This is a genomic window from Telluria sp. ZB2R32, from assembly GCF_059685715.1.
Genome location: NZ_JCASIG010000003.1, coordinates 624,655 through 649,132, shown reverse-complemented (window position 1 = coordinate 649,132; position 24,478 = coordinate 624,655). Strand labels below are relative to the sequence as shown.

General features: G+C 64.6%; 22 protein-coding genes and 1 pseudogene. 16 read left to right on the top strand and 7 right to left on the bottom strand.

Translation table 11 applies throughout. The features are described from left to right. Window positions 1-5 precede the first annotated feature (5 nt). Together AC56LG_RS12295 and AC56LG_RS12290 are read right to left on the bottom strand one after the other, a co-directional pair. Window positions 6-221 (bottom strand): DUF2158 domain-containing protein, encoded by a 216-nt coding sequence (locus AC56LG_RS12295; protein WP_497166372.1) that lies wholly within the window; start codon window positions 219-221, stop codon window positions 6-8. A gap of 97 nt (window positions 222-318) precedes the next feature. Beyond that, on the bottom strand, window positions 319-1,296 hold the full coding sequence (locus AC56LG_RS12290) for a ferritin-like domain-containing protein (protein WP_497166371.1): 978 nt from the start codon (window positions 1,294-1,296) through the stop codon (window positions 319-321). A 271-nt stretch (window positions 1,297-1,567) separates the two neighbouring features. Here AC56LG_RS12290 and AC56LG_RS12285 point away from each other — a divergent pair, with 271 nt between their 5' ends. Beyond that, complete coding sequence (locus AC56LG_RS12285; RefSeq protein ID WP_497166370.1) at window positions 1,568-2,155, top strand: sigma-70 family RNA polymerase sigma factor; 588 nt, start codon at window positions 1,568-1,570, stop codon at window positions 2,153-2,155. Further along, entirely contained in the window at window positions 2,152-2,856 is a 705-nt protein-coding gene (locus tag AC56LG_RS12280; RefSeq protein WP_497166369.1) for an anti-sigma factor, read from the top strand. Before AC56LG_RS12285 ends, AC56LG_RS12280 begins: the two co-directional genes overlap by 4 nt. A gap of 87 nt (window positions 2,857-2,943) precedes the next feature. On the opposite strand, the gene AC56LG_RS12275 is transcribed toward AC56LG_RS12280, so the two are convergent. Continuing rightward, window positions 2,944-3,423: a MarR family winged helix-turn-helix transcriptional regulator gene (locus AC56LG_RS12275; protein ID WP_497166368.1), complete on the bottom strand. Its 480-nt coding sequence runs from the start codon at window positions 3,421-3,423 to the stop codon at window positions 2,944-2,946. Between the two features lie 93 nt (window positions 3,424-3,516). Between AC56LG_RS12275 and AC56LG_RS12270 the strand changes: the two genes are divergently transcribed. From AC56LG_RS12270 to AC56LG_RS12240, 7 genes are all read left to right on the top strand, one after another. After that, the gene (locus tag AC56LG_RS12270) at window positions 3,517-4,368 is read left to right on the top strand and encodes a p-hydroxycinnamoyl CoA hydratase/lyase (RefSeq protein ID WP_497166367.1); all 852 of its coding nucleotides are present in this window, start codon (window positions 3,517-3,519) and stop codon (window positions 4,366-4,368) included. Window positions 4,369-4,472: 104 nt separating this feature from the next. Beyond that, a complete protein-coding gene (locus AC56LG_RS12265; protein ID WP_497166366.1) occupies window positions 4,473-5,918 on the top strand; it encodes an aldehyde dehydrogenase in 1,446 nt (481 codons plus the stop codon). Between the two features lie 12 nt (window positions 5,919-5,930). Further along, window positions 5,931-7,796: a feruloyl-CoA synthase gene (locus AC56LG_RS12260; protein ID WP_497166365.1), complete on the top strand. Its 1,866-nt coding sequence runs from the start codon at window positions 5,931-5,933 to the stop codon at window positions 7,794-7,796. A gap of 31 nt (window positions 7,797-7,827) precedes the next feature. Continuing rightward, on the top strand, window positions 7,828-8,994 hold the full coding sequence (locus AC56LG_RS12255) for an ABC transporter substrate-binding protein (protein ID WP_497166364.1): 1,167 nt from the start codon (window positions 7,828-7,830) through the stop codon (window positions 8,992-8,994). A 102-nt stretch (window positions 8,995-9,096) separates the two neighbouring features. Further along, entirely contained in the window at window positions 9,097-10,830 is a 1,734-nt protein-coding gene (locus AC56LG_RS12250) for a tannase/feruloyl esterase family alpha/beta hydrolase (RefSeq protein WP_497166363.1), read from the top strand. A gap of 403 nt (window positions 10,831-11,233) precedes the next feature. After that, on the top strand, window positions 11,234-11,596 hold the full coding sequence (locus AC56LG_RS12245) for a DUF4148 domain-containing protein (RefSeq protein WP_497166362.1): 363 nt from the start codon (window positions 11,234-11,236) through the stop codon (window positions 11,594-11,596). A gap of 79 nt (window positions 11,597-11,675) precedes the next feature. Next, entirely contained in the window at window positions 11,676-12,170 is a 495-nt protein-coding gene (locus AC56LG_RS12240; RefSeq protein ID WP_497166361.1) for a MarR family transcriptional regulator, read from the top strand. Between the two features lie 108 nt (window positions 12,171-12,278). Here the strand turns inward: AC56LG_RS12240 and AC56LG_RS12235 are convergent, their stop codons facing one another. Then, complete coding sequence (locus AC56LG_RS12235) at window positions 12,279-12,950, bottom strand: alpha/beta hydrolase (protein ID WP_497166360.1); 672 nt, start codon at window positions 12,948-12,950, stop codon at window positions 12,279-12,281. Then, a complete protein-coding gene (locus AC56LG_RS12230) occupies window positions 12,911-13,165 on the bottom strand; it encodes a hypothetical protein (RefSeq protein WP_497166359.1) in 255 nt (84 codons plus the stop codon). The genes AC56LG_RS12235 and AC56LG_RS12230 overlap by 40 nt, the downstream gene beginning before the upstream one ends. A gap of 110 nt (window positions 13,166-13,275) precedes the next feature. Between AC56LG_RS12230 and dalD the strand changes: the two genes are divergently transcribed. Beyond that, on the top strand, window positions 13,276-14,676 hold the full coding sequence (dalD, locus tag AC56LG_RS12225; protein WP_497166358.1) for a D-arabinitol 4-dehydrogenase: 1,401 nt from the start codon (window positions 13,276-13,278) through the stop codon (window positions 14,674-14,676). 263 nt (window positions 14,677-14,939) lie between these two features. Here the strand turns inward: dalD and AC56LG_RS12220 are convergent, their stop codons facing one another. Continuing rightward, on the bottom strand, window positions 14,940-15,680 hold the full coding sequence (locus AC56LG_RS12220) for an alpha/beta fold hydrolase (RefSeq protein ID WP_497166357.1): 741 nt from the start codon (window positions 15,678-15,680) through the stop codon (window positions 14,940-14,942). Window positions 15,681-15,851: 171 nt separating this feature from the next. Between AC56LG_RS12220 and AC56LG_RS12215 the strand changes: the two genes are divergently transcribed. The 6 genes and pseudogenes from AC56LG_RS12215 to AC56LG_RS12190 all read left to right on the top strand — a co-directional run bounded on the left by AC56LG_RS12215 (window position 15,852) and on the right by AC56LG_RS12190 (window position 23,796). Continuing rightward, window positions 15,852-17,249, top strand: coding sequence for an FAD-binding oxidoreductase (locus AC56LG_RS12215; protein WP_497166356.1), 1,398 nt, complete (start codon window positions 15,852-15,854; stop codon window positions 17,247-17,249). A gap of 58 nt (window positions 17,250-17,307) precedes the next feature. Then, the gene (locus AC56LG_RS12210; protein ID WP_497166355.1) at window positions 17,308-19,527 is read left to right on the top strand and encodes a TonB-dependent receptor; all 2,220 of its coding nucleotides are present in this window, start codon (window positions 17,308-17,310) and stop codon (window positions 19,525-19,527) included. Window positions 19,528-19,536: 9 nt separating this feature from the next. After that, window positions 19,537-20,598, top strand: coding sequence for an alpha/beta fold hydrolase (locus tag AC56LG_RS12205; protein ID WP_497166354.1), 1,062 nt, complete (start codon window positions 19,537-19,539; stop codon window positions 20,596-20,598). Then, a complete protein-coding gene (locus AC56LG_RS12200; protein ID WP_497166353.1) occupies window positions 20,595-21,932 on the top strand; it encodes an MFS transporter in 1,338 nt (445 codons plus the stop codon). The genes AC56LG_RS12205 and AC56LG_RS12200 overlap by 4 nt, the downstream gene beginning before the upstream one ends. 31 nt (window positions 21,933-21,963) lie before the next feature. Next, window positions 21,964-22,698, top strand: a complete 735-nt coding sequence (locus tag AC56LG_RS12195; protein ID WP_497166352.1) for a FadR/GntR family transcriptional regulator — start codon at window positions 21,964-21,966, stop codon at window positions 22,696-22,698. Between the two features lie 295 nt (window positions 22,699-22,993). Further along, window positions 22,994-23,796 (top strand): annotated as a pseudogene (locus tag AC56LG_RS12190) (IS5 family transposase). Between the two features lie 68 nt (window positions 23,797-23,864). On the opposite strand, the gene AC56LG_RS12185 reads toward AC56LG_RS12190, so the two are convergent. After that, entirely contained in the window at window positions 23,865-24,473 is a 609-nt protein-coding gene (locus tag AC56LG_RS12185; protein ID WP_497166351.1) for a hypothetical protein, read from the bottom strand. Window positions 24,474-24,478 lie beyond the last annotated feature (5 nt).

The following is a 24,478-nucleotide window of genomic DNA, read 5'->3' as shown; positions in this document are numbered from 1 at the left end:
AGGCGTCATTGACTGCGTTCCATGGATGCGTCCTTCGGTATTGCCGCGGCGACCGGGCGCAGCACCGCCGCCTGAAAGATGGCGCGACAGCGCTTGTGCCGTTCGTCGAACCACATGCAGTCCACACCGTTGGCGGCAACCGGACTGAAATTGCCGATTCGCCGGACCGTCATCACCGGACCGCCTTGTTTTAACTGAACCTTCTTGCCTTTTTCGAACACAAACACCTCCTGCAAACACTGCGTGAAAATCCTTGGACCAACATCGTGCGTCGACACGGCCCCATCTGGAACAGCGCGCCGACGTACGGGACGGAAGTCAGGAATACGCCGAACTCATGTTCAGCGTGCCGTTGGCGCCGCGCGGGAAGAATCCACCCATGGTGACCGATTCCTTGTTGAGATAAACGATATTGAGCACGTCGCCGGGTGTACGGCTGAAAGCGATACCGTCTTTATCCAGCGGAACGATATTCGACTGCGTGCCATCCGTCGCATTCACGATGCCCTGATCGACATCGGAACTCCCGTCCAGGCTGTCGCGGGCATCGGAAATGGCCGTGGCGGCGGTACGCAATGCAGGCGTACTCAAACCTTTGCTGTACAGCACCGTGCGCACGAGTCCCGCGTGATACGCCTCCGCTGCCAAAATGCCCGCCGCGGCTTCCAGGAATGTCTTGTTCTGGATAAGCGGCGATGCGCCTTTATAGGCGGTCACGCCGACGTCTTCGAAAATGAAAGCGCCCAGCAGGAAGTTTTCGTCATTGGCATACGGGTCGAATGCCACGCCCGGCCCGACCAGGCCGGCCGCGCGCGCCGCGGTGGAAAATGCGCCATTCGGATCGGTCCCGCCGATATCGAGCGCCGGTTGGGCCACGGCCGCCGTTCCCAGCGCCGCCCGCAGGAAGCCGACGTGCGCAATCTCGTCCTGCGCGATTTCCTTCGCATATTGCGCGACCAGGGGATCGCGGAACGTGACCTGGCGGCCGCCGGTGACGGCGCCTTGCGCCCCGCTGCCTGTCAGCAGGTTCGCTGCCAGGCCCGTGCCGAACACGGCATACGAGTAGAACTGCGCCTCCAGGTATTCCAGGTTGAGGGCGAAATTGAGGATGTCGATATCGGTCGGCTGCGCCATCTGGGCGACGGCATCCTTGACCGAGCCGCCGCAGGCGCTCAGGAAGGTGCCGCCGACCAGGCCGACGCTCAGTCCACCGACATTCTTGAAAAACGAACGTCGCTTTTCCAGTTTTTCCTTGCGTGTCTCCAGTAATGCCAGGGTCAGGTTTGTTTCGGTCATGGTCGTTCTCCGGTTGGATGAAGAGAAAAAATCGCCATACACAAACGTCATGCATCCACGGGAGACGATGTGGAAAGACGGTGCGCATGGTGCTTGTACTCACGCGCGGCGCGTTCGGATTCAATTTTTTTAATTATTTTTTTACATCGCTGCATGGCGGCGAATAACGGCCGTCGCCGCACGATTCCCACGCGTCCCGACCCGGGCGCAGGCAGAACGATGTAATATTATTAACATCCAGGATCTTTCCTGACTACTCTCCAAGGCGGCAGTGCCAACCATCCACGATATCGAACCTGAACAACTGGGCCGTTGGCTGTACGGCACGGCCCACGGCGATGCGGCAGCCTTTCGCGCCTTGTACGACGCCACCTCGCCGAAACTGCTTGGGTATGCCCTGCGCATGCTGGGCAAGCGCGAACTGGCGGAAGAAGCACTGCAGGAGGGATTTGTTTCGATCTGGCATGGCGCCGCGGGTTACCAGGCGCACCTGGCGGCGCCCATGACGTGGATGACGACCATCGTGCGCAACAAGGCGCTGGACCTGCTGCGCCGCGGCACGCATGACGCCGCGCTCGACGGTCCGGTGTTCAGCCCGGAGATCATGCAGGCCTTGCAGGACCCGGGCGCGACGCCGATCGACGCATTGCTCATCAGCCGGGATGCAAAGGCGCTCGCCTACTGCATGGCCATGCTGGAAGGCATGCACCGGCAAGTGATCGGGCTGGCGTTCTTTCATGACCTGTCGCACGGCGAAGTGGCGCGGCACCTGGCGATGCCGGTCGGTACCGTCAAGACCTGGATCCGCCGCAGTCTGGAACGCCTGAAGAACTGCCTTGTGAAAGACCCGCAAGCATGAGCATCCGTAACGATCCCGTACTGCGCGACAAACTGGCGGCCGAATATGTCCTCGGCACGCTCAAGGGCGGCGCCCGCCGGCGCTTCGAAGCACTGATGCGCGAGGACATGGCCTTGCGCCGTGCGACCGCCGAATGGCAGGGACGCCTGATGCCGCTGGCCGAGTTTTCCGGCCAACAGCAGGCGCGCACGCACGTATGGCGAGCGATCGAGCGGCGACTGGGCCTGCGGCGCCCGCATGCGCCCTGGCAGTTCTGGCGCAGCGGCTCGCTCGCCTTCTGGCGCACGCTCGGCATGGCCTCGCTGGCGTCGGCTTTGCTGCTGGCGGGCGTGCTGTATTCAAGCTTGCTCGATGCGCCGCGGGTCGACTACGTGGCCACGCTTGCCGACGACAAGGCCAGGACTGCCTTGCTGCTGACCGCCAACAGGGAGGGCCGGGAACTCACCGTGCGCCTGGTCGATCCGGCGCCAGTAGCTGCCGACAAGTCCCTGCAATTGTGGGCCGTTCCCCGCCAAGGCGCGCCACGCTCGCTGGCGGTGCTGCCCGCGGGCGGCGTGACCACGCTCCGGTTGCCGGCCAGCGTGGTCGGCGGCGACGTCGCGATGCTGGCGGTGTCGGTCGAACCGCGCGGCGGCTCGCCGAGTGCTGGTGGTCCTACCGGACCGATCGTTTACAAGGGGAGCTGGGTGCCGATGATGTAGGCGAGGCTGCGTCCGTCTTTACCAGGCAGACCGGGCGCGGACCGGGGCGATAGCCCGGTTGGCCCCGGTTGCGCCAACCCGTTCCGCCTAAATCCCCTGCACACTCAACGCCCTCACCGCCCCCCTCAACTGCCCCAGCAACGCCCCTCGCCCCGCCTCATCCAGCTCCGCAAACATCATCCGCTCCACCTCCGCCACCCGCGCATCGCACTCCCCCAGCACCGCCTCTCCCGCCGCCGTCAGGCTGATCTGGATGATCCGTCCATGCGCCGGGTCCGGCGTGCGCGCGATCCACCCTTTCCCTTCCATCTGCTTGACCATTTCGTTGGCCGACTGCGGCGAAATCATGGTGCGCGTGGCGAGCTGGGCGTTCGACAGGGAGCCGTGCGCGCGGAAGACGGACAAGGCCGTGTACTGCGGCACCGACAGGCCGGCGGGCGCGCAGGCGTCGCGCAGGCGCTGGTTCAATACGTGGTCGAGGCGGCCGACGAGGTAGGCCAGGCCGGTCGGTCGGGTGGTGTCGGGAACGGCTGTGGCAGCTACCGAAAGTTTTTTTGAAGTGGTCATGAAAAGGTGCTTGCAAAGTAAATCAGGTGCGAATAGTATAAGCCACATATCAGGCAGCCTGATACAAAATACTTACTACTCAGGAGACATAGTATGTCCAAATACGAAGCGCGCTGGAAGACCGTCAAGGTGGATGTCGAGAACGGTATCGGCTGGATCACCCTGAACCGTCCGGAGAAGCGCAATGCGATGAGCCCGACGCTGAACCGCGAAATGATCGACGTGCTCGAAACCCTCGAGCTCGACGACGACGCACAGGTAGTGGTGCTGACCGGCGCCGGCGACGCCTGGACCGCGGGCATGGACCTGAAGGAGTACTTCCGCGAGACCGACGGCAAGCCGGAGATCATGCAGGAACGCATGCGCCGCGACTGCTCGCAGTGGCAGTGGAAGCTGCTGCGCATGTACAGCAAGGCGACCATCGCGATGGTCAACGGCTGGTGCTTCGGCGGCGCGTTCTCGCCGCTGGTGGCCTGCGATCTCGCCATCGCCGCCGACGACGCCGTGTTCGGCCTGTCCGAAGTGAACTGGGGTATCCCGCCGGGCAACCTGGTGAGCAAGGCCGTGGCCGACACCATGGGCCACCGCCAGGCGCTGCACTACATCATGACCGGCGACACCTTCACCGGCAAGGAAGCGGCCGCGATGGGCCTGATCAACAAGAGCGTGCCCAAGGAGCAGCTGCGCGAGGCGGTGATCGAGCTGGCGAACAAGCTGCTGGAAAAGAACCCGGTCGTGCTGCGCTACGCGAAGATCGGTTTTAAACGCTGCCGCGAACTGACCTGGGAACAGGGCGAGGACTACCTGTACGCCAAGACCGACCAGTCGAACCAGCGCGACCCGGAAAAGGGCCGCAAGGAAGGCCTCAAGCAGTTCCTCGACGATAAGACGATCAAGCCGGGGCTGCAGACCTACAAACGTCCGGCCAGGGAAGCCGAAGAATAAACAAGGCAACCGCGCACACGACCACACAACCCGACAATAATAACGGCGGCGGCACCCGGCTTGCGGGTAGCCGCCCCTTCCAATCGACATAGAGGAGACCTCTGATGTTCCAAGCAGACCTGCTGTTGAACGGCCAGGCCACGGCCGCATCGAATGGCGCCACTTTCGAGCGCCGCAATCCCGCCACCGGCGACGTCGCCACCCGCGCCGCCGCCGCTACTTTGGACGACGTCGACGCCGCGGTGCAGGCCGCGCAGGCGGCCTTTCCCGCCTGGTCGACGCTGGCGCCGGGCGCACGGCGCGCGCTGTTGCTGAAAGCCGCCGACAAGATGGAAGCGCTGCGCAGCCAGTTCGTGGAAGCGGCCGTCGCCGAATGCGGCGGCGCGCCGATGTGGTACCAGTTCAACGTGACGCTGGCAGCAAACATGCTGCGCGAAGCGGCGTCGATGACGACGCAAATCGCCGGCGAAGTCATTCCATCCGACGTACCCGGCTCGCTGGCGATGGGCGTGCGCCAGGCTTGCGGCGTGGTGGTCGGCATCGCGCCGTGGAATGCGCCGATCATCCTCGGCACGCGCGCGGTCGCCATGCCACTCGCCTGCGGCAATACGGTGATCCTGAAAGCGGCCGAGCTGTGCCCCGCCCTGCACCGTTTGATCGGCCAGGTGTTCGTCGACGCCGGCTTCCCCGAAGGCGTGGTCAACGTGATCATCAACGCGCCGGACGACGCCGCGCAAGTCGTTGAGCGTCTGATCGCCGCGCCCGCCGTGCGCCGCGTGAATTTCACGGGCTCGACCAAGGTCGGGCGCATCATCGCCCAGACCGCGGCCAAGCACCTCAAACCCGTGCTGCTGGAATTGGGCGGCAAGAACCCGGTCGTGGTGCTGGACGACGCCGACCTCGATGCGGCCGTGGAAGCGGCGGCCTTTTCCGCCTTTTTTAACCAGGGCCAGATCTGCATGTCGGCCGACCGCATCCTGGTCGACCGCAAGATCGCGCCTGCCTTCGTGGAAAAGCTGGCCGCCAAGACGGCGACCCTGAAAGCCGCGCGTGCGGATGCGCCGCTGGCCGGCATGGTCGACCCGAGCGCTGCCGCGCGCGTCGAAAAGATGCTGGAAGACGCACGCCAGCGCGGCGCCAAAGTGACGCAGTCGGGCGTCAGCGTCGATGGCAACATCATGCAGCCGGCGATCGTCGACGACGTCACGCCGGAGATGCTGGTGTACCAGGAAGAGTCGTTCGGGCCGATCGTCTCGGTACTGCGTTTCGACTCCGACGAGGAAGCGATCCGCATGGCCAACGACAGCGAATACGGCCTGTCATCGGCCGTGTTCTCGCGCGACATCGGGCGCGCGATGGCGGTCGCGCAGCGCATCGAATCGGGCATCTGCCACATCAACGGCCCGACCGTGCACGACGAGGCGCAGATGCCCTTCGGCGGCGTGAAAGGCAGCGGCTACGGGCGTTTCGGCGGCAAGGCGGCGATCGCCGAGTTCACCGACCTGCGCTGGATCACGGTGCAAACCACGCCACGCCACTTCCCGATCTGAATGGGAGCCGCCATGAACGATATTTCGATGGCGGCAGAGGGTGCAGGTGGAGGAAAGCGGCGCCAGGTCGCCCTCGGCAATCCCGAGGTCGCGGCCTGGCAGGAAGGCGGCGTCTGGCATGTCGACGCCGTCACGCCGCTCGCGCCCTTCCCTGCACGCTTCACCGACCGCCTGGTCTCGGGTGCGAACGAGCATCCGGAGCGCACCCTGGTCGCGCGCCGCGGTCCCGATGGCGAATGGATCCGCCTGTCGTATGCCCACGTGCTGGACAGCGCGCGCCGCATCGGCCAGGCCCTGCTCGACCGCGGCTTGTCGGAAGAGCGTCCGCTCGTCATCCTGTCCGGGAACGACCTGGAACACTTCCAGCTGGCGCTGGGCGCGATGTATGCCGGCATTCCGTATTCGCCGCTGTCGCCGGCCTATTCGCTGGTAGCCACCGATCCGGCCAAGCTGCGCGACCTGATCGAACAGTTGACGCCCGGCGCCATCTTTGCCTGCGACGGCGCCGTGTTCGGGCGCGCTATCGACGCGGTGCTGCCGGCGGACGCGGAACTGATCGTCGCGCGCGGCGACGTGGCGGGCCATGCGGCTACCGCCTTTGACGCGCTGCTGGCGACGGAGCCGACGAACATCGATGCGCGCAATGCGCAAGTCGGGCCGTCGACCATCGCCAAGTTCCTGTTCACTTCGGGCTCGACCAAGAAGCCGAAGGCGGTCATCACCACGCACCAGATGCTGTGCTCGAACCAGCAGATGCTGCTGCAGACCTTTCCCTTCTTCGGCGAGGAGCCGCCGGTGCTGCTCGACTGGCTGCCCTGGAACCACACCTTCGGCGGCAGCCACAACGTCGGCATCGTGCTGTACAACGGCGGCACCATGTACCTGGACGACGGCCGCCCGACGCCGAAGGATTTCGCGACGACCTTGCGCAACCTGCGCGAGATCGCGCCGACGGTCTATTTTAATATCCCGGTCGCGTGGGAGATGCTGGCCGAGGCGCTGGAGACGGACGACCAGCTGGCGCAAACCTTTTTCTCGCGCGTGAAACTGTTCTTTTGCGCGGGGGCCGGGCTGTCGCAGGCGGCCTGGGAACATCTCGATGCGGTGGCATTGCGCCGCTGCGGCGAATCGATTCGCATCATGACCGGCCTGGGCATGACCGAGACGTCGCCCTCGTGCACCTTCGGCACCGGTCCGATCAGCCGCGCCGGCTACGTCGGCGTGCCGGCGCCGGGCTGCAAGGTAAAACTGGTGCCGCTCAACGGCAAGCTGGAAGCGCGCTTCCACGGGCCGCACGTGACGCCCGGCTACTGGCGCGCACCGCACCTGACCGCCGAAGCGTTTGATAGCGACGGCTACTACTGCACCGGCGACGCGCTGCGCTTCGTCGACGACGCGCATCCGGAGCATGGCTTCATGTTCGACGGCCGCATCGCCGAAGACTTCAAGCTCAGCTCGGGCACCTTTGTCAGCGTCGGGCCGCTGCGCGCGCGCGTCATCAGCCAGGGCGCGCCCTACGTGCAGGATGCAGTGGTCACAGGACTGGACCGGCATGCGATCGGCCTGATGGTCTTTCCGCGCATGGACAACTGCCTGCCCTTGTCGGGCCTGCCGGCCGGTACGCCGGCGGCCGAAGTGCTGGCGAGCGCACCGGTGCGCGACTTCTTCAAACAGCTGCTGGCGACGCTGAACGCGAATGCCAGCGGTTCGTCGACGCGGGTGGAACGTTTGCTGCTGCTGGCCGAGCCGCCATCGATCGATGCGCGCGAGCAGACCGACAAGGGCTCGATCAACCAGGCGGCGGTCTTGAGCCGGCGCGCGGCGCTGGTCGATGCGATGTACGACGGCACGGAGTCACAAACGATCGTTGCGGCATAAAACGTAATACATATAACGACAAGGAGACAGCATGAAACTGAAGACCCTCGCCTGCATGACCATGGCAATCCTGCCTTTCGCCAGCGGCGCCGCCTACGCCCAGGACACGATCAAGATCGGCGTCATCGCCGCCCTGACCGGCCCCTTCGTCAACATCGGCAAGCCTTTCGAGGACGGCATCAAAACCTGGATGAAACTCAATGGCGACCAGGTCGCCGGCAAGAAGATCCAGATCATCTACCGCGACGACGGCGGCAGCAACGTCGAACTGTCCAAGCGCGCGGCGACGGAGCTGATCGGACGCGAGAAAGTGGATTTCCTGATCGGCTTTTCGCTGACGCCAAGCGCGCTGGCGGTGGCGCCGGTGGCCACGCAGGGCAAGGTACCGATGATCGTCATGAACGCGGTCACCACCGGCATCACGGCGAAGTCGCCCTACATGCTGCGCACCTCGATGACGATGCAGCAGATGACCGAACCCTTCGGCACCTGGACCGCGCAGAACAAGATCGGCCGCGTGTATTCGCTGGTCTCGGACTACAGCACCGGGCACGACGCCGAAAAACTGTTCGCCAAGGGCTTTACCGAAGGCGGCGGCAAGATCGTCGGTTCCTCGCGCACGCCGCTCGCCAACCCGGATTACTCGCCCTTCGTGCAGCGCGCCAAGGACGAGAAGCCGGACGCCCTGTTCTTCTTCGCGCCCGGCGTGGAAGACGGCATCGGCCTCTTGAAAGCCTACAGCGACAAGGGTCTCGACAAAGCCGGCATCAAGTTCCTCGGCGTGGGCGACATGACGAGCGATTCGCCGACGCTGGAAGCGCTGGGCGAACGCGCGATGGGCGCGGTCACGGTGCTGAACTACTCGACGGCCCTCGACAACGACGCCAACCGGACCTTCCTGAAGGGCTATGCCGAAGCCAATCCGAACAGCAAGCCCCCTACTTTCGTCACCGTCGCGGCCTACGACACGATGGGCATGATCTACGAAACCATCAAGCGCCTGAACGGCAAGGTCACCGGCGAGGCGGCCGTCAAGACGCTCACCGGCATGAAGTGGAACAGCCCGCGCGGGCCGATCAGCATCGATCCGAAGACGCGCGACATCGTGCAGAACATGTACATCCGCGAGGTCAAGCGCGTCAACGGCAAGCTGGTCAACCAGCCGATCGGCACCCTCAAGGACGTGATGCCGGACTGATTCGTCCGCTTTTTTGTAGTCCTGCGCGGCTCGGCAAAGGGCCGCGCATATCCAGTCGCATCCATTGTCACCCATCTGTTACCTGCAGAGGAGTAGTCACGCATGCATACCCTGAAATTCACCACCCTGGCCGCCATCGCCGCCCTCGCCCTGGCCGGCTGCAGCGACAACGACAATGACCACGGTCCCGTGGTGGCAACCTTGCCGCCGGTGCAACCCGCGCCGCCGATTCCGCAACTGGCGCCGGCCGTCGGCGCCACGCTCGGGGCCTGTGAAGCGCTGGCCAGCCGCATCGCCTATCCGGAAGCCGTGATCACAGGCGCCACCACGATCGCAGCGGGCGCGCTCACCATCGCCGGCAAGCCGGTCGGCCAGCACTGCCTGGTCACCGGCCAGCTCGCGCGCCGTACCAGTCCGGTCGACGGCCAGGCGTATGCGATCGGCTTCGAGATGCGCCTGCCGCTGAACTGGAACGGGCGCTTCTTCTACCAGGCCAATGGCGGCGTCGACGGCAGCGTGGTCCAGGCCACCGGGCCGGTGGGCGGCGGCGGTCCGCTCGACAATGCGCTGAACGGGGGCTTCGCCGTCATCAGTTCCGACGCCGGCCACCAGGCGCCGACGCCCTTCTTCGGCATCGATCCGCAGGCACGCCTCGACTACGGCTACCAGGCGGTCGGCAAGCTCACGCCAATGGCAAAGAACATCATCCAGACCGCCTACGGCAAGGGGCCGGACCGTTCGTACATCGGCGGCTGCTCGAACGGCGGGCGCCATGCGATGGTGGCGGCGGCGCGCTATGCAGACCAGTACGACGGCTTCCTGGTCGGGAATCCCGGTTACCGGCTGCCGCTGGCGGCGATGGCCAACATCGCCGGCGGCAAGACCTATGCATCGCTGGCCTCGACGCCGGGCGACCTGACCACCGGCTTCACCCAGGCCGAACGCGCGCTGGTGTCGAACGCGGTGCTGGGCAAATGCGATGCGCTCGACGGTGCGGCGGATGGCCTGGTGCAGGACACGGGCGCCTGCCAGAAAGCATTCGATTTGAACCGCGACGTGCCGACCTGCAGCGGCGCGCGCAACGGCAGCTGCCTGAGCGCGGACCAGAAGACCAGGATCGCCGGCCTGTTCAGCGGCGCCAAGACCGAGAGCGGCGCCACGATCTACACCAGCTTCCCGTGGGATGCCGGCCTGGCGACGAATGGCTGGGCCAGCTGGAAGTTCGGCGCGCCGATCGACCGCGATTCGGGCGCCGTCGCCTTTATCTGGTCGGTGCCGCCGTTCGACCGGGCCACGTTCAACGGCCGCGACTTCGTCCTGAACGCCAACCTGGATGCGCTGCTGGCGCGCATCAACGCCACCAGTTCCACCTATCCGGAAAACGCGATGTCGTTCATGACGCCGCCGAACGCCAGCAACCTGGGCACGTTGAGGAACCGCGGGGCCAAGATGATGGTGTACCACGGCACCAGCGACCCGATCTTCTCGAGCGACGACACCACCATCTGGTACGAGCAGCTGCGCGCCGCCAACGGCTCCGACGCCTCGAACTTTGCGCGCTATTTCCGGGTGCCGGGCATGAACCACTGCTCCGGCGGTCCGGCCACCGAGCAGTTCGACATGCTGACGCCGCTGGTGAACTGGGTCGAAAAAGGCCAGGCGCCGGACAGCGTGACGGCCAGCGCACGCGGGGTGGGCAATGCCGGTGGCGTGAACGGGGACTTGCCGGCGGGCTGGGCGGCGAATCGTACGCGGCCGCTGTGCGCGTATCCGAAGGTGGCGCGTTACAAGGGTAGCGGCAGCGTGGAGGATGCGGCGAATTTCAGTTGCCAGTAAGCGCCTCGGCCATTTGTTGACTGCGGTGTAACGTCGAGGTTGTGAAAAAATCGTCAGGGCAAGGCGGCGCAACGCCGCCATGGCGATTTTTTCAACCTCGTAGGGTGGGCTCTCGAGCCCACGCGGTGCAGTGCCCGCTCGGATGCAGCCGTGCCAACGAATGCATCCGGGCTCTTCGCGTTGAGCGCGGCGATATGCACACGATGCACCGCGTGGGCTCAAGAGCCCCCCTACAACACTGTCGCACGCTCTTTTCTAATCCCGCATCTTCCCCCAATCACCAAACTGAATGTTCCTACTAAACGGTTTCGGGCTATTTACTTCACTAATGTACTATTCAGGAGTAAAATGAATCCCATGGCGCCAATTGTGGCGCGTCACTGTTTCATTTCAGGAGCATTCCATGTCCACCAAAACCCTTATCCCCGCCCTCCTCGTTGCCCTGCTGGCCGGTTGCGCTTCGACGCAAGCCGCCTCGACCGATCCGGTGCGCGCACGCGTCGTCGCCGAACTCGAGCAGGCACGCAAGGACGGCACCTATCCGCCTTCGGAAGCCAATTATGTGTATCCGAACTGGGTGAAGAGCGCGAATCCGGCCGGCGTCATCATGACCGACGGCCACGTGGCTGATCAGGCCACCAAGTCCAGCGCCCCTGTCGCGGCACGCAGCACCACGCCCGCCACGCCTGCGGTCGCCATCATGACCGACGGCCATGTGGACGCCGAAGCGGCGCCGGCCACCGTCAAGGGCGGCGCTGCACAGTAAGACGTACCGTTCGGCAACCGATACGCTACCGTCCGGCTGCCGACACGGTTACAATCTGGCATTTCATGCGGGAGCGTCCATGAGCGAATTCGAACCGACGGAAAAACGATTGCGCAACATCCAGGCACGGGTGCCTGATTTTCCGTTCGAGTCGATCCTGCTGGTGCGCCTCGGACACCACCTGCAGAAGAAGTTGCGCGACCGCACCAATGCGGCGCTCAAACCGTATGAACTCGCCGACACCGGCTATATCGTGCTGGCGATCCTGTACGGCAGCCCGGACGAAACTTCGACGGCCTCGGAGCTCTCCGAAGCCTGCAGCGAGAAGCCGGCGAATCTGACCCGGGTCTGCGACGACCTCGCGGCGCGCGGCCTGATCGAGCGCGGCACCCGGGCGGGCGACCGCCGTACCGTCCTGATTTCCCTGACCGCCAAGGGGCGCGGGTTGATTGCGCAGGCGCTGCCGGACGTGTCGGGGCGGCTCAGCGAGGCGTATGCAGGGTTCGACAAGGCGGAGTTGACGCAGTTTGCAGGGTTCCTGGCACGGGTGCTGGCCAATTTGGACAAGGGCTAGTTGGCTGGGCTTTGCCCACGCGGTACACCGCCCGCACGTCCGCAATGCATGCCGGGTATGCAAAGCGAAAAACGGCCGTGGGCGAAGCGGTTCGCCGCCCGGCCCACCCTACATATCGCGCCAGAGCCAGCGCAGCGTCTCGGGCAGCAGCGCGCCGCCATGTTTGAGAGAGTGGCCGCCCTCGCCCGTCACCAGCTGATGGTCGTAGTCGCGATAGGACAGCGCCGCCGCCATCGCGCGGTTCGCCAGCAGCCAGTCACCGAATACGATGTCGAGATCGTGCGTCCCGCTTTGCAGGAACACGCGCAGCGGTTTCGCGTCTTCGCGCCGGATGCGGCTTGGCCACACGTCCCCGCCGCGGATGGCGACAAAGCTGCCGCAATGGGTCAGCACCTTGCCAAAGGTGTCCGGCCGTTCCCAGGCGGCGTTGAAGGCGCAGTGTCCGCCCGAACTGATGCCGGCGATCACGCGCCGCGCCGGGTCGTTTGACACCCGGTAGCCGGCCAGTGCCTCGGGCAGCAATTCGTCGAGCAGGAAGCGTACGTAATCCGGGCCGGTGGCGTCGTATTCGACACTCCGGTTGCCCAGCCCGCCATACACCGGCAAGCCGGGACCCTGCTCGCCCGGTTCGATGAACACGGCGATCGTGACCGGCATGCTGTCGTTGTCGATCAAGGCGTCGAGCACGCGCGCCGTATTCGCTTCCGCGCCGAGATAGTGCGCGCCGTCCTGGAATACCATCAGGCAGACCTCGATGCCGTCGCGGTACTGCTGCGGCACATTACTGCGTAGTTGCGCTCCACGCCTAAAGACACAGTCGATGACCGATGGCGCGCGTGCGTCAGGCGGCCCGTCGGGACGCTGGGCGCCACCACCGGCGCCACATAGGGTTCGTCGATGCCGATGCTGGCTGCGAAGCGGGCGATGTCCCGCTGCGGGATGCCGGGCATCCGTTCACGCAGCATATGGTGCAAAGGGTTGTCGCTCTGATCCATGTGTCGTCTCGCGTAAAAGGAAGTTATCACCTGTCATACAGGTTGCGATAAGATTGGCAGAGATTTCTAGAAATCACAAGCCATCTCTTACTACCTATCCGACAGGTGCAATGCAGACACCCCAAAACCTCATCCTTCACCTTGGACTCGGCGCCTTTCACCGTGCCCACCAGGCCGCCGTCCTGCAAGATCTGCACGAGCGCGGCGACCGGCGCTGGACCATCGTCGCCGCCAACATCCGGCCCGCCCCGCTCGACGTCAGCGCGGCGCTGATCGCGCAGGACTGCGTCTACACGCTGGAGACGGTCGATCCGGCCGGAAGGTATGCTTACCGCAGCATCGGCGCCATCGCGCAGGTGCTGCCGTATGAACCCGGCCTGGCCGCCGTGATTACGGCTGGGGCAGACGCCACCACCCGCATCGTCTCGTTCACGGTGACCGAAGCCGGCTATTGCCTGGGAGCGGACGGCCGGCTGGATACATCGTCGCCCGAGCTGCGCGGGAGCGTCGAGGCGGCGCGGCGCGGGGAGCCGGGTGCGTCCATCTATAGCGTACTGACCGCGATCCTGCGTGCGCGCCGTGACGCGGACGCCGGTCCGCTCACCCTGCTGTGCTGCGACAACCTGCGCCACAACGGCGACCGGGTCCGCGACGGCCTGGCCGGCTTCCTCGGCCTGGTCGGCGACCACGCCTTGCTGGCGTGGGTGCAGGATCACGCCAGCTTCCCGAACTCGATGGTCGACCGCATCACGCCGCGCGCCGCGCTTGAACTGCGCGCACGCGTGCTGGCCGCGACCGGGTGCGACGACGCGGCCGCCGTGATGAGCGAGTCCTTCCTGCAGTGGGTGATCGAAGACGATTTCCGCAACGGGCGCCCGGCCTGGGAAGACGCCGGCGTGGAACTCGTGACCGACGTCGCGCCGCACGAAGAAGCCAAGATCCGCATCCTCAACGCCAGCCACAGCGCCATCGCCTGGGCCGGCACGCTGGCCGGCTACCGCCATATCCACGAAGGGATGCGCGACGAACGCATCCGCGCATTGGTGCACGATTACGTGACCGGCGCGGTGTTCGACTGCCTGCGTCCGAGTCCGGTCGATCTGGAAGCCTACCGCGACAGCGTGATCGCGCGTTTCTCAAGCGACGCGATACGCGACACCAACGACCGCGTGCTGGCCGACAGCTTGGCCAAGCTGCCCGGCTTCATCGTGCCGACCATCCGCGAGCGCATCGCGCGCGGCCTGGCGCTGGACGACGTCGCGCCCCTGCCGGCGCTATGCCTGGCTTTCCTGTGCCGCTGGCACGCCGGTTTGGTGCAGGCCGATTACCGCGATGCGGCGCTGAATGCCAGCTTCCTGCAGCGCGTGTGCGGACAGCGCGACGTGGTGGCGGCGTTTTGCGACGAGGTGGCGATCTGGGGAGAGTTGGTGGGATCGCCGACCCTGGTGGCGGCGTTGCGGGCGGCGCAGGAGCGGACGCTGGCGCTGCTTGTGACTCCCCCGGAACGTTAGCGATGCTGCCTGCGTCGCGTGAGGACAGGTCGCGGCCAACGATACGGGAGACGTGCGTGACGCGTGGGCGGAGGGCCGCCCACCCTACAAAGGCGCCCTGCCGGGATAACGATTCGCGTCTGGCATACCCGTTCAACGCACGGTTGCAAACCACGGTACGACCATGCATCCGCTGGTCGAACGCGTGGGCGGCACCAAAGCCGCTGGAACGCGAACAACCGGGTATAGCCGCCCACCCTACGTCCTGCTGCACACGGCGCCTATTACCCCGGCAGCACCCTGCCCGCGAACGCGTTGACCAACTCCGCATATTCGCGGCTGCGGCGCAGGCTGACGCCGTGTTCGGCGCCGGCGAAGCGGTGCACCGTGGCCTGGCGCGCGGCGGCGACGTAGTGCGCTTCGCCGCGCACGTGGTTCTTGTCGGCGTCGCCGTTGATGAACATGGTCGGCTGCGCGATCTGCGCCAGCTTGCTGCGAAAGTCGACGCCGCGCAGCGCCGCCACCGCCTGCGGAAAGACCTTCAGGCTCATCCCCGCCGCCAGCGTATTGTCGGCATCCTCGTCGGACATGCCGAATTCGCGCAGGGTCGCCGGCATCTTGCGTTGCAAAAGCTTCTCCTCCCCATACAACGCGATCAGCACCCGAAACAGCATGGCATTTGCGATATACGGCAGGGTCGGCATACCAATGAATTCATGGCTGGCGCCGCCCAGCACCAGGCCCTTGAGCCGATCCTGCGGCAGTGAGGCGGCCGCCGCCTGCGACGTATAGCTGCCGAGCGAATCGCCGGCCAGGATGAAGGGTGCATCGCCTAGCGAGCGCGCGGCGGCGAGAACGGTGTCGACACCGCCCTGCAGCGTGTACGGCTCGCCGCGGCGAGCGCCATGGCCCGGCAGGTCGGGCGCCAGCACCTGCAGGCGCGGGTCAATCAGGCGCCGGACGGGGTCCCACGAGCGCCCGTTGAGCGTGGCGCCGTGGACGAGGATGACAGCTGGCTGGGTCATGCGGCTCTCCGATGTTTTTTGTAAACATATCATACAGGTCGAGGGAGCATGCAAGAATTTGTGGCAACAACAACGACATGTTGCGTAAAACCTATACAACATGTTTGACAGGTTAATAACCCGGGCGTATTCTCGATCGCACTGAGGATCAGTTGCCAACAAGGATAAAAAATGACTTCGAGACACCCCCTTACTTCTCTCGGCACGGTCGATGCCGTCGTCGCCCCCTTGCAGGCACGCTTCGGCGAACGCGTCAGCGTGGCCCGCGCCGTGCGCGAGCAGCATGCGCGCGGTGAGGGCCTGGCCACCAGCCTGGCGCCCGACCTGGTCGTCTGGCCGCTCGACAAACAGGAAGTCTGCGCCATCCTGGCCCTGTGCAACGAGCATCGGGTGCCGGTGATCGCGTTCGGCGCCGGCAGCTCGCTCGAAGGCCACGTCAGCGCGCCGCACGGCGGCGTGTGCATCGACATGTCGCGCATGGATGCGGTCCTGTCGATCAATCCGGAAGACAGCGATTGCGTGGTCCAGCCGGGCATCACGCGCGAAGCGCTGAACGGCCATTTAAAAGGCACCGGCCTGTTCTTCCCGGTCGATCCGGGTGCGAACGCCACCATCGGCGGCATGGTGTCCACGCGGGCTTCGGGCACCACGACGCTGCGCTACGGTTCGATGGCGCACAACGTGCAATGCCTGGAAGTGGTGCTGGCCGATGGCCGCCTGGTCAAGCTCGGCAGCCGCGCGCGCAAATCCTCGGCTGGCTACGACCTGGTGCACCTGTTGACCGGTTCCGAAGGCACGCTCGGCGTCATCACCGAAATCACGCTGCGCCTGCATCCGCTGCCGACCGAAGTGGCGGCCGCCAGCTGCGCCTTCCCGACCCTGGCGGCGGCGGTCGACGCGGTGACCGAACTGTCGATGTCGGGCGTGCCCTTCGCGCGCATTGAATTCCTGGACGAGACCCAGGTCCGCGCCTGCAACCTGCATTCGCAACTGGGCCTGGCCGAATTGCCGACCCTGTTCCTCGAATTCCACGGCACGCCGCTGGCGGTGCAGGAACAGGCCGAACTGGCGCAGGAAGTGGCGGCCAGCCATGGCGGCACCGGCTTCGCCTGGGCCACGCGTCCCGAAGACCGTTCGCGCCTGTGGCATGCGCGCCACCTGGCCTATTTCGCCGCCCTCGCCTTGCGTCCGGGCTGCGTGAGCGTGGTGGCCGATATCTGCGTGCCGATGTCGGCGCTGGCCGAGAGCGTGGCGCAGGCGCGCGCGTTGATCGACGCGGAGGGACTGGTGGCGCCGATCCTTGGCCACGTCGGCGACGGCAACTTCCATGTGCTGTTCATGCCGATGCCGGACCACCCGGAAGAACACGCGGCGGTCGACCGGGTGTATGCCGCGATGATCGAGCGCGCGCTGCTTGTGGGCGGCACCTGCACCGGCGAACACGGTATCGGCATGGGCAAGAAGAACAAGCTGCTGCTCGAGTACGGCGGCGAGGTCGTCGACCTGATGCGCACCATCAAACACGCCTGGGACCCGAACGGGATTCTGAACCCGGGCAAGATCTTCTAGATCCAGCAGCACCGAAGCATATAAACACTATAAATCCATAAAAATATTGGAGACACATATGCACCACGCACCCGCCTTTTCCCGCACCGCCACCGCAGCCGCGGTATCGCTCTTCTGCGCCCTCGCCTCGCTGTCGGCCCAGGCCCAGACCCAATCAGCCAATCCCGACGAACGCATCGAAAAAGTGATCGTCACCGCGCAAAAGCGCGAGCAGGCGGCGCTCGACGTGCCGGCTTCGGTCACCTCGGTCAACACCGACCAGCTCACGCGCGACGGCAAGGTGCGCCTGGAAGACTACGTGGCGCAAGTGCCGGGCATGTCGCTGTCCTCGTTCCGCCAGGGCTTCACCCAGGTGGCGCTGCGCGGCATCACGACGGGCGTGAACCAGTCGGCGTCGACCACCGCCTTCTATATCGACGAAGCGCCGATCGGCTCCGTCAACGCCTACGCCGCCGGCAGCGCGGTCACGCCCGACATCGACCCGGCCGACCTGCAGCGCGTCGAGATCCTGAAAGGCCCGCAAGGCACCCTGTACGGCGCCGGCGCCATGGGCGGCCTGGTACGCTACGTCACCTCCGCGCCGGACTACCGCAAGCTGCGCGGCAGCGTCACCGTGGGCGGCAACAGCGTGCGCGACGGCGGCAACGGCAAGACCGCGCGCGCTTCGCTCAACGTGCCCTTCGGCGAACGGAACATGGCGCTACGCGTGTCCGCCTTCAGCCGTACCGATGCCGGCTACATCGACCGCACCGACGGACGCGAGGACGTCAACGAAGCCAAGGTCGAAGGCGGCCGCGTCGCCTTCAACTGGATGATCAATCCGGACTGGAAGCTGTCCGCCTTCGCGCTGACGCAGAAGGTGAAATCGCAGGGCAATGGCCTGGTCGACGTCAACCCGGTCACGCTGGCGCCGCTGTACGGCGAGCTGAAACAACGGCGCTTCGCGGACGAGCTGTCGTCGGCAAAGCTCGACGTCGCCAACATCACCATCAACGGCCACCTGGGCGGCTTCGATCTCGTGTCCTCGACCACGGTGCAGGACGTCGACGCCTCGCAAGGCCTGGACGGCACCTTCGGCTATGGCGTGGCGCTGGGCGCCGCCTTCGGCATCCCTGACCTGGGCGTCTCCTACGCCCAGGGCACGACCACGCACCGCGTCTCGCAGGAGTTGCGCCTGCGCGCGAATGCCTTCGACGAAAAGCTCGACTATGAAGCCGGCGTGTACTACACCAAGGAAGACAATACCAACCGCATCCCCGGCTTCCGTCCGTTCTCGACCACGACGAATGCCACCTACCCGCTGCCCTCGATCGTGAACGCCGCGATCGACACCAGCTACAAGGAATATTCGGTGTTCGCCAACGCGACCTATGCGCTGACGCCGCAGTTCGACCTGATGGCCGGCATCCGCCGCGGCAAGGACGACCAGGTGTATGCCCAGGATTACAGCGGCCTGCTGGTCGGCCCGGTGCCGGTGCGGATCGATGCCGGTTCGGCCGAGCGCAAGACCACTTACCTCGCCAGCGCGCGCTACAAGCCATCGGCAGACGATGCGCTGTACGCCCGTGTGGCGACCGGCTTCCGTCCCGGCGGCCCGAACGCGGTGCCGCCGACCAATGCGACGCTGGCGCCCTTCACCTTCGCACCCGACACGCTCACCAGCTATGAACTCGGCTACAAGTCGATGATGGATGGCGGGCGCGTCTCGCTGGAAGCGGCGCTGTTCGCCACCAAATGGAAGGACATCCAGATCCAGACCAGCGCCGCCGGCTTCAACTTCATCGTCAACGGCGGCGCTGCCACCAGCCACGGCGCGGAACTGGCGCTGTCGTACTTCCCGATGGCCGGCCTGGCGCTGCGCGGCGCGCTCGGCTACACGGACGCCAAGCTGACCGAAGACGCGCCGGCCGCCGGCGGCCTCGATGGCGACAAGCTGCCGTTCGTACCCAAGGTGACCGCTTCGCTCGGCGCCAATTACCGCTGGGTGGTCGGCGCCGGCTGGGCCGCGTATGCGGGCGGTACGGTCAATCACACGGGCGAGCGCCGCTCCGATTTCAGCGAGCGCGCCGCACGCGACGTGCCGGCCTACACCACGCTCAATCTGTCGGGCGGCATCGAGAACGCCAACTGGCGCCTCGCGCTCTACGCCAAGAACGTCAACAACAGCGACGGCATCACGTACCTGAAGTCGCAAAGCCTGACGCCGGCAGGCAGGCCGTTCGGCGCCGGCGTGATCGCCCCGCGCACGATCGGCGCCGACCTGACCTATCGCTTCTGAGGCGCGGCCATGGACTCCCTCCTCCACTATTTCACTGGGCCGGACCTGCGCCTGGCGAACGGCGCGCTGCTGCACGCACCCGTCACCGCCTACCGCAGCATGGGCCGGCTGAACGCGGCCGGCACCAATGCGGTGCTGGTCCTGCACGGCTACACCACCGGCCCCGGCATGCTTGACGCCGGCGCCAACGTCGCCGAAGGTTCCTGGGCGGAGCTGGTCGGCCCCGGCAAGCCGATCGACACCGACCGTTATTTCGTCGTCTGTCCGAACATGATCGGTTCCTGCTACGGCTCGACCGGGCCGTCCAGCATCGACCCTGCCAGTGGCGCGCCGTACGGCACGGCGTTTCCATCCTTGACACTGGCCGATATCGTGGCGGCGCAAAAGGCGCTGCTCGATGCGCTCGGCGTCACGCGGCTCGCGGCCGTAGCCGGGCCCTCGTTTGGCGCCTACCAATCCTTCCAATGGGCGGTGCAGTTTCCGGACTTCGTCGAACGCGTGGTCGCCGCCGTCGGCGCGCCCTGGCATCCGGGTGCGCCTGGCGCGGCGGAGGCGATTTTGGCCGACCTCGCCGCCGATCCGGGCTGGCCGGCCTGGTGCGCGGGCGAGCGCCACGCCATGTTCGGCAAGCTGACCGCCATGCGCACTGCGACCTTGACGCGCTATGGCGTCGACGCGGAACTGGCAAGCCGCATTCCCGACCGCGCCGCACGCGCCGTCGAGATCGAGCTGCTGGCGCGCGAGTGGGCGGCGGGCTTCGATCCGATGTCGTTGGTGGTGCTGATGCGCGCCGCCGAGTCCTTCGACCTGCGCACGCAGATCGACGCCATGCGCGCGCCGGTGCTGTACGTACTCTCGCGCAGCGACGAAGTGTTCTCGCCGGCGCTGGCGCGCAAGGTCGCGCAGCTGCCAGGTACAGAGCGCTGGTCGTACGTGGAACTCGACAGCGACAAGGGGCACTTCGCTTCCGGCGCCGACGCGGCGCTGTGGGCCGATGCGCTGCGGCGCTTCATGGATACCGAGCCGGGCGCATGGGTGCCCACAGGCTTTGATACGGAGATGGCAGCATGAGCACAATGACGAAACCAATCGACACCGGGGTGCAGGTCCACACCATTGCCATCGCCGAGAACAAGCCGGTCAGCGCCGCCTACCGCACCTACGTGCTGGTGGCCCTGGCCGTGGTCGGCTTCATGTGTTCGGTCGACAAGGTAGTCATCTCCATGTTCATGGAGCCGATCAAGAAGGAATTCCTGCTCAGCGATACCCAGCTCGGGCTGATGACGGGCCTGGCGTTTTCGCTGCTGGGCGGGCTGGTGTCGATTCCGCTGGCGCGCATGGCCGACCGCGGCAACCGCAAGTGGATCATCTTCCTCAGCTTCGCGGTCTGGACGCTGATGACGGGCGTGTCCGGCATGGCGACCAGCTTCATGTTCCTGCTGGCGGCGCGCATCGGCGTCGGCGTCGGCGAAGCGGGCTGCGTGCCTGCGACGCACTCGATGCTGGGCGATTATTATCCACGCGAGCTGCGCGGACGCGCCTATGCGGCGCACTTCTCGGGCGTCTACCTCGGCATGCTGGGCGGGATGCTGGGCGGCGGCATCCTGGTGCAGACGGTCGGCTGGCGCCTCGGCTTCATCTGGCTCGGCGTGGCCGGCATGGTGATGGCCCTGATCTTCCACTTCACGGTGCGCGAGCCGCTGCGCGTGGACCAGCCGCCGCCATCCGTCAATGGCGACAAGGCCGGCATCTGGACCCAGCTGGGCGACCTGCGCTGCTTCTTCATGCTGGTGTTCGCCTTCGCCTTCGTCGGCCTGGCCGGTGCGGTGGCGGCCTGGCTGCCGAGCTATTTCGAGCGCGCCTTCAAGATGACGCCGATGGCGATCGGGCTGGGCCTGGGCCTCGGCATCGGCCTCGCCAGCGGCATCGGCGCCCTGGCTGGCGGCCAGCTGACGGTGCGCTATGCGAAGGGGTCGCGCACCTGGGGCGCGCGTTATTCGGCTTTCGTGAGCTGGGGCGTGCTGATCCCCTTTATCGGCAGCTTCTACGTGCAGGAACCCATGTTCGCGATGGGTCTGCTGTTCGTCACCTTCCTGATCGCAGGGACGCTGGCCGGCCCGGTGTTCGGCACCGTGCAGGATCTGGTGGCGCCGCAGGCGCGCGCGACCGCGGTGGCCATCATCGGCGTGGTCGGCGTGGTGATCGGCCAGGGTATGGGACCGCTGCTGGTGGGCTTGCTGAGCGACCTGCTCAATACCGGCAGCGACGTCGGCGGGCTGCGTCTGTCGATGACCTGCGTCGCCCTGATCAACCTGCTCACGGGACTGTTCTTCTGGACACTGTCGAGGCGCATCGGCAAGGTCTACGGCGACGCGCCGCAGCCGGCGCCGGCGGCGCAGCCTTGACAGCACTGGACAGAAAACTTAGGCTGCATCGATGAATCAGATTGCCTCACTTCCCTCGCTCGAACGCCCCACCCTGTCGGCCCAGGTGGCGCGCCACCTGCTCGCGCTGGTCAACCGCGAGCAGCTGCGTCCCGGCGACACGGTTCCCAGCGAAGTCCAGATTGGCCTCGACCTGAAGGTCAGCCGCGGCAGCGTGCGCGAAGCCTACCGCACGCTCGCTGCCCTCGGCATCCTCGAGATCGAAGGCGGCCGCAAGCCGCGTCTGAAAGCGATCGACCCGCACGTGCTGGCGCAAGTCTTCGATTACGCGCTGACGACGGCCCAGGTGAGCGTGGCGCACGTGATCGAAACCCGGCGCGCGATCGAACTGCAGACGGCGCAACTGGCCGCGCGCTATGCGACGCTTGAACAGCGCCAGACGCTACGCGAACTGGTGGTGCAGATGCGGTCGGCCGGTTCCGACCATGCGCGGCGCGTGGCTTGCGACACGGCGATCCACACGGTGATTGCCGAGGCCAGCGGCAATCCCTTGAATTCCATTTTGCTGGCGGCTTTACGCACGCCTGTCGAGGCCTCGTCGCGGATTCACTTCGACGACCGCCGCAGCGAAAGCGAACTGACGCGCGTGATCGATGCGCACGAGGCGGTGGTGGACCGCATCTGCGCAGGGGACGCGATGGGGGCGGTGTCGGCGATGTCGTATCACTTCGATATGTCGATTGTGCATGTGGCGCGGCGGGAGGCGGAGCCGGTAGGGGCAAATTAGCTGCTGTCATTTTGGATAAACGGCCGGGTGAGTTTGCATATATGGCCCATACCAATATAGGCGACGCAAAACCAAAGACGGGCAGCCTTCCCCGGACTTACAGGACGACCAGGCAGCCGCTGGCGACGGTGGACATAAGAGACGTTTTAAAAACTCACAAGCAACTATTGTGTCAAAATAGTTTTCTTACAGGGAGTACGCCATGTGGACAGCAGAGCAACGAGCACGGCATAAGGTCGTGGAGCGCAGAGAGCGGCGGGGCTACCCGACCGATATTAGCGATCAGGAATAGGTAATCATCGAGCCGTTATTGTCCGGTAAAGCATTGACCGGCCGCCCGCGCAAGGTAGAGTTTCGCCAAGTCATCAATGCGTTGAGATACCTGGTACGTTCAGGCTGTGAATGGCGCATGTTGCCCAATGATTTTCCACCCTATCAAACGGTGTACTACTGATTCCGTCGCTTTGTCCGGCGCTTCTTGTTCCGAACGATCCACGACTTAGCGCTAATGCTTGACCGAATGTGCGAACAACGAGAGGTCGTTCCCTCAGCCGGCATCGTCGATAGCCAATCAGTCAAAGCACCAGGCGCCCATGAACGCGGATATGACGCGCACAAGAAGATCAGCGGGCGCAAACGGCATATTGCGGTCGATACCGATGGACGGCTACTCGCAGTGAATCTAACGCCTGCCAATGTTCCTGACTCAACTGGCGCGCAGCTCGTACTTGATGCGTTGGTCAAGCGTTGGCCTTGCGTTAAACATCTGTTCGGCAATGCTGCTTATGACCGACGCAATCTGCTCGACAAAGCAGCTTATCTCGATTTTACGGTCGAGGTTGTTCGGGGCTTGCAGGTTCAATCTGGCTTTCAAGTGCAGCCGCGACGCTGGGTCGTCGAACGTATGTTTATATGGTTGATGCGCTACCGCTGCTTGGTACGCGACTATGACAGCGACTCGACGTATCAGAGGCCATGATGCACATTGCCCTTGGCTCATCCTTAATGCATAGAATACGTTTCCGGCGAGGTTTTAAACCGTCTCTTAGAGCGGATTTAATCATAGAAAACCATTTAAAAAAACGGCAACAAATGTAGCATTTAACCGATCGATCAAACTACGCAAATAGTAAGATGCCTTGGTTATTCCCACAAAATCTTCGAAGTTAAAGCTTAGCCCTTAGACCGTTCAATGTTGCCTGACGTTCTCTGGGATTTGCACTTCGCAACCGCTTGGCATATTCCATATATTGAGCGCTTCTAGGCGTAAATTTATTAATTTCCAAGAAGTCGGCAATCAACAAAATCAGCAGCTTCTGGTCACGCTCTCGAATGATTAAATTTGGCAATAAAAGTGACAAATCTTTTGTTTGGTGTTGATTTAGTGTTGAAACCTTTACATTACTTAACACCCAGAGGCGCGCCCCGCTCTCTCCCTGCGCCAAAACATTCATTAGGCCTTGCCAAGCGTCCTCGTCTGCTGTGTAGTTAAATATTCCGGTCAAGAGCCGCGCATGAAGTAAGTTACCGCAACCAGCAAGCTCACTCAACAAGCCTCTCGCAAAAGTTATTAATTCATCAGAGGGAAGTAGAATTTTAAGCGCATCAAACGAAATTCCGTCAGATTCCATTGCTCTCTGTTTGAAAAGACCAATAACTTCGCTGCGCTCGTCAGGCAGCAACCCAACGAAATCATTATTAGAAAAACCTTCAAAGTACTCTCTACCAGATTGGTCTAACTTCTTCTTTAATCGCAAGTATGAATCAGTGCTCATAGTCA

Bases quoted from the DNA above. Each gene is read 5' to 3' on its own strand.
- AC56LG_RS12200 (WP_497166353.1), top strand. From the start codon at position 20,595: ATGAGCACAATGACGAAACCAATCGACACCGGGGTGCAGGTCCACACC.
- AC56LG_RS12255 (WP_497166364.1), top strand. From the start codon at position 7,828: ATGAAACTGAAGACCCTCGCCTGCATGACCATGGCAATCCTGCCTTTC.
- AC56LG_RS12250 (WP_497166363.1), top strand. From the start codon at position 9,097: ATGCATACCCTGAAATTCACCACCCTGGCCGCCATCGCCGCCCTCGCC.
- AC56LG_RS12215 (WP_497166356.1), top strand. From the start codon at position 15,852: ATGACTTCGAGACACCCCCTTACTTCTCTCGGCACGGTCGATGCCGTC.
- AC56LG_RS12220 (WP_497166357.1), bottom strand. From the start codon at position 15,680: ATGACCCAGCCAGCTGTCATCCTCGTCCACGGCGCCACGCTCAACGGG.
- AC56LG_RS12240 (WP_497166361.1), top strand. From the start codon at position 11,676: ATGAGCGAATTCGAACCGACGGAAAAACGATTGCGCAACATCCAGGCA.
- AC56LG_RS12210 (WP_497166355.1), top strand. From the start codon at position 17,308: ATGCACCACGCACCCGCCTTTTCCCGCACCGCCACCGCAGCCGCGGTA.
- AC56LG_RS12195 (WP_497166352.1), top strand. From the start codon at position 21,964: ATGAATCAGATTGCCTCACTTCCCTCGCTCGAACGCCCCACCCTGTCG.
- AC56LG_RS12260 (WP_497166365.1), top strand. From the start codon at position 5,931: ATGAACGATATTTCGATGGCGGCAGAGGGTGCAGGTGGAGGAAAGCGG.
- dalD (WP_497166358.1), top strand. From the start codon at position 13,276: ATGCAGACACCCCAAAACCTCATCCTTCACCTTGGACTCGGCGCCTTT.
- AC56LG_RS12270 (WP_497166367.1), top strand. From the start codon at position 3,517: ATGTCCAAATACGAAGCGCGCTGGAAGACCGTCAAGGTGGATGTCGAG.
- AC56LG_RS12230 (WP_497166359.1), bottom strand. From the start codon at position 13,165: ATGGATCAGAGCGACAACCCTTTGCACCATATGCTGCGTGAACGGATG.
- AC56LG_RS12205 (WP_497166354.1), top strand. From the start codon at position 19,537: ATGGACTCCCTCCTCCACTATTTCACTGGGCCGGACCTGCGCCTGGCG.
- AC56LG_RS12185 (WP_497166351.1), bottom strand. From the start codon at position 24,473: ATGAGCACTGATTCATACTTGCGATTAAAGAAGAAGTTAGACCAATCT.
- AC56LG_RS12290 (WP_497166371.1), bottom strand. From the start codon at position 1,296: ATGACCGAAACAAACCTGACCCTGGCATTACTGGAGACACGCAAGGAA.
- AC56LG_RS12280 (WP_497166369.1), top strand. From the start codon at position 2,152: ATGAGCATCCGTAACGATCCCGTACTGCGCGACAAACTGGCGGCCGAA.
- AC56LG_RS12265 (WP_497166366.1), top strand. From the start codon at position 4,473: ATGTTCCAAGCAGACCTGCTGTTGAACGGCCAGGCCACGGCCGCATCG.
- AC56LG_RS12245 (WP_497166362.1), top strand. From the start codon at position 11,234: ATGTCCACCAAAACCCTTATCCCCGCCCTCCTCGTTGCCCTGCTGGCC.
- AC56LG_RS12275 (WP_497166368.1), bottom strand. From the start codon at position 3,423: ATGACCACTTCAAAAAAACTTTCGGTAGCTGCCACAGCCGTTCCCGAC.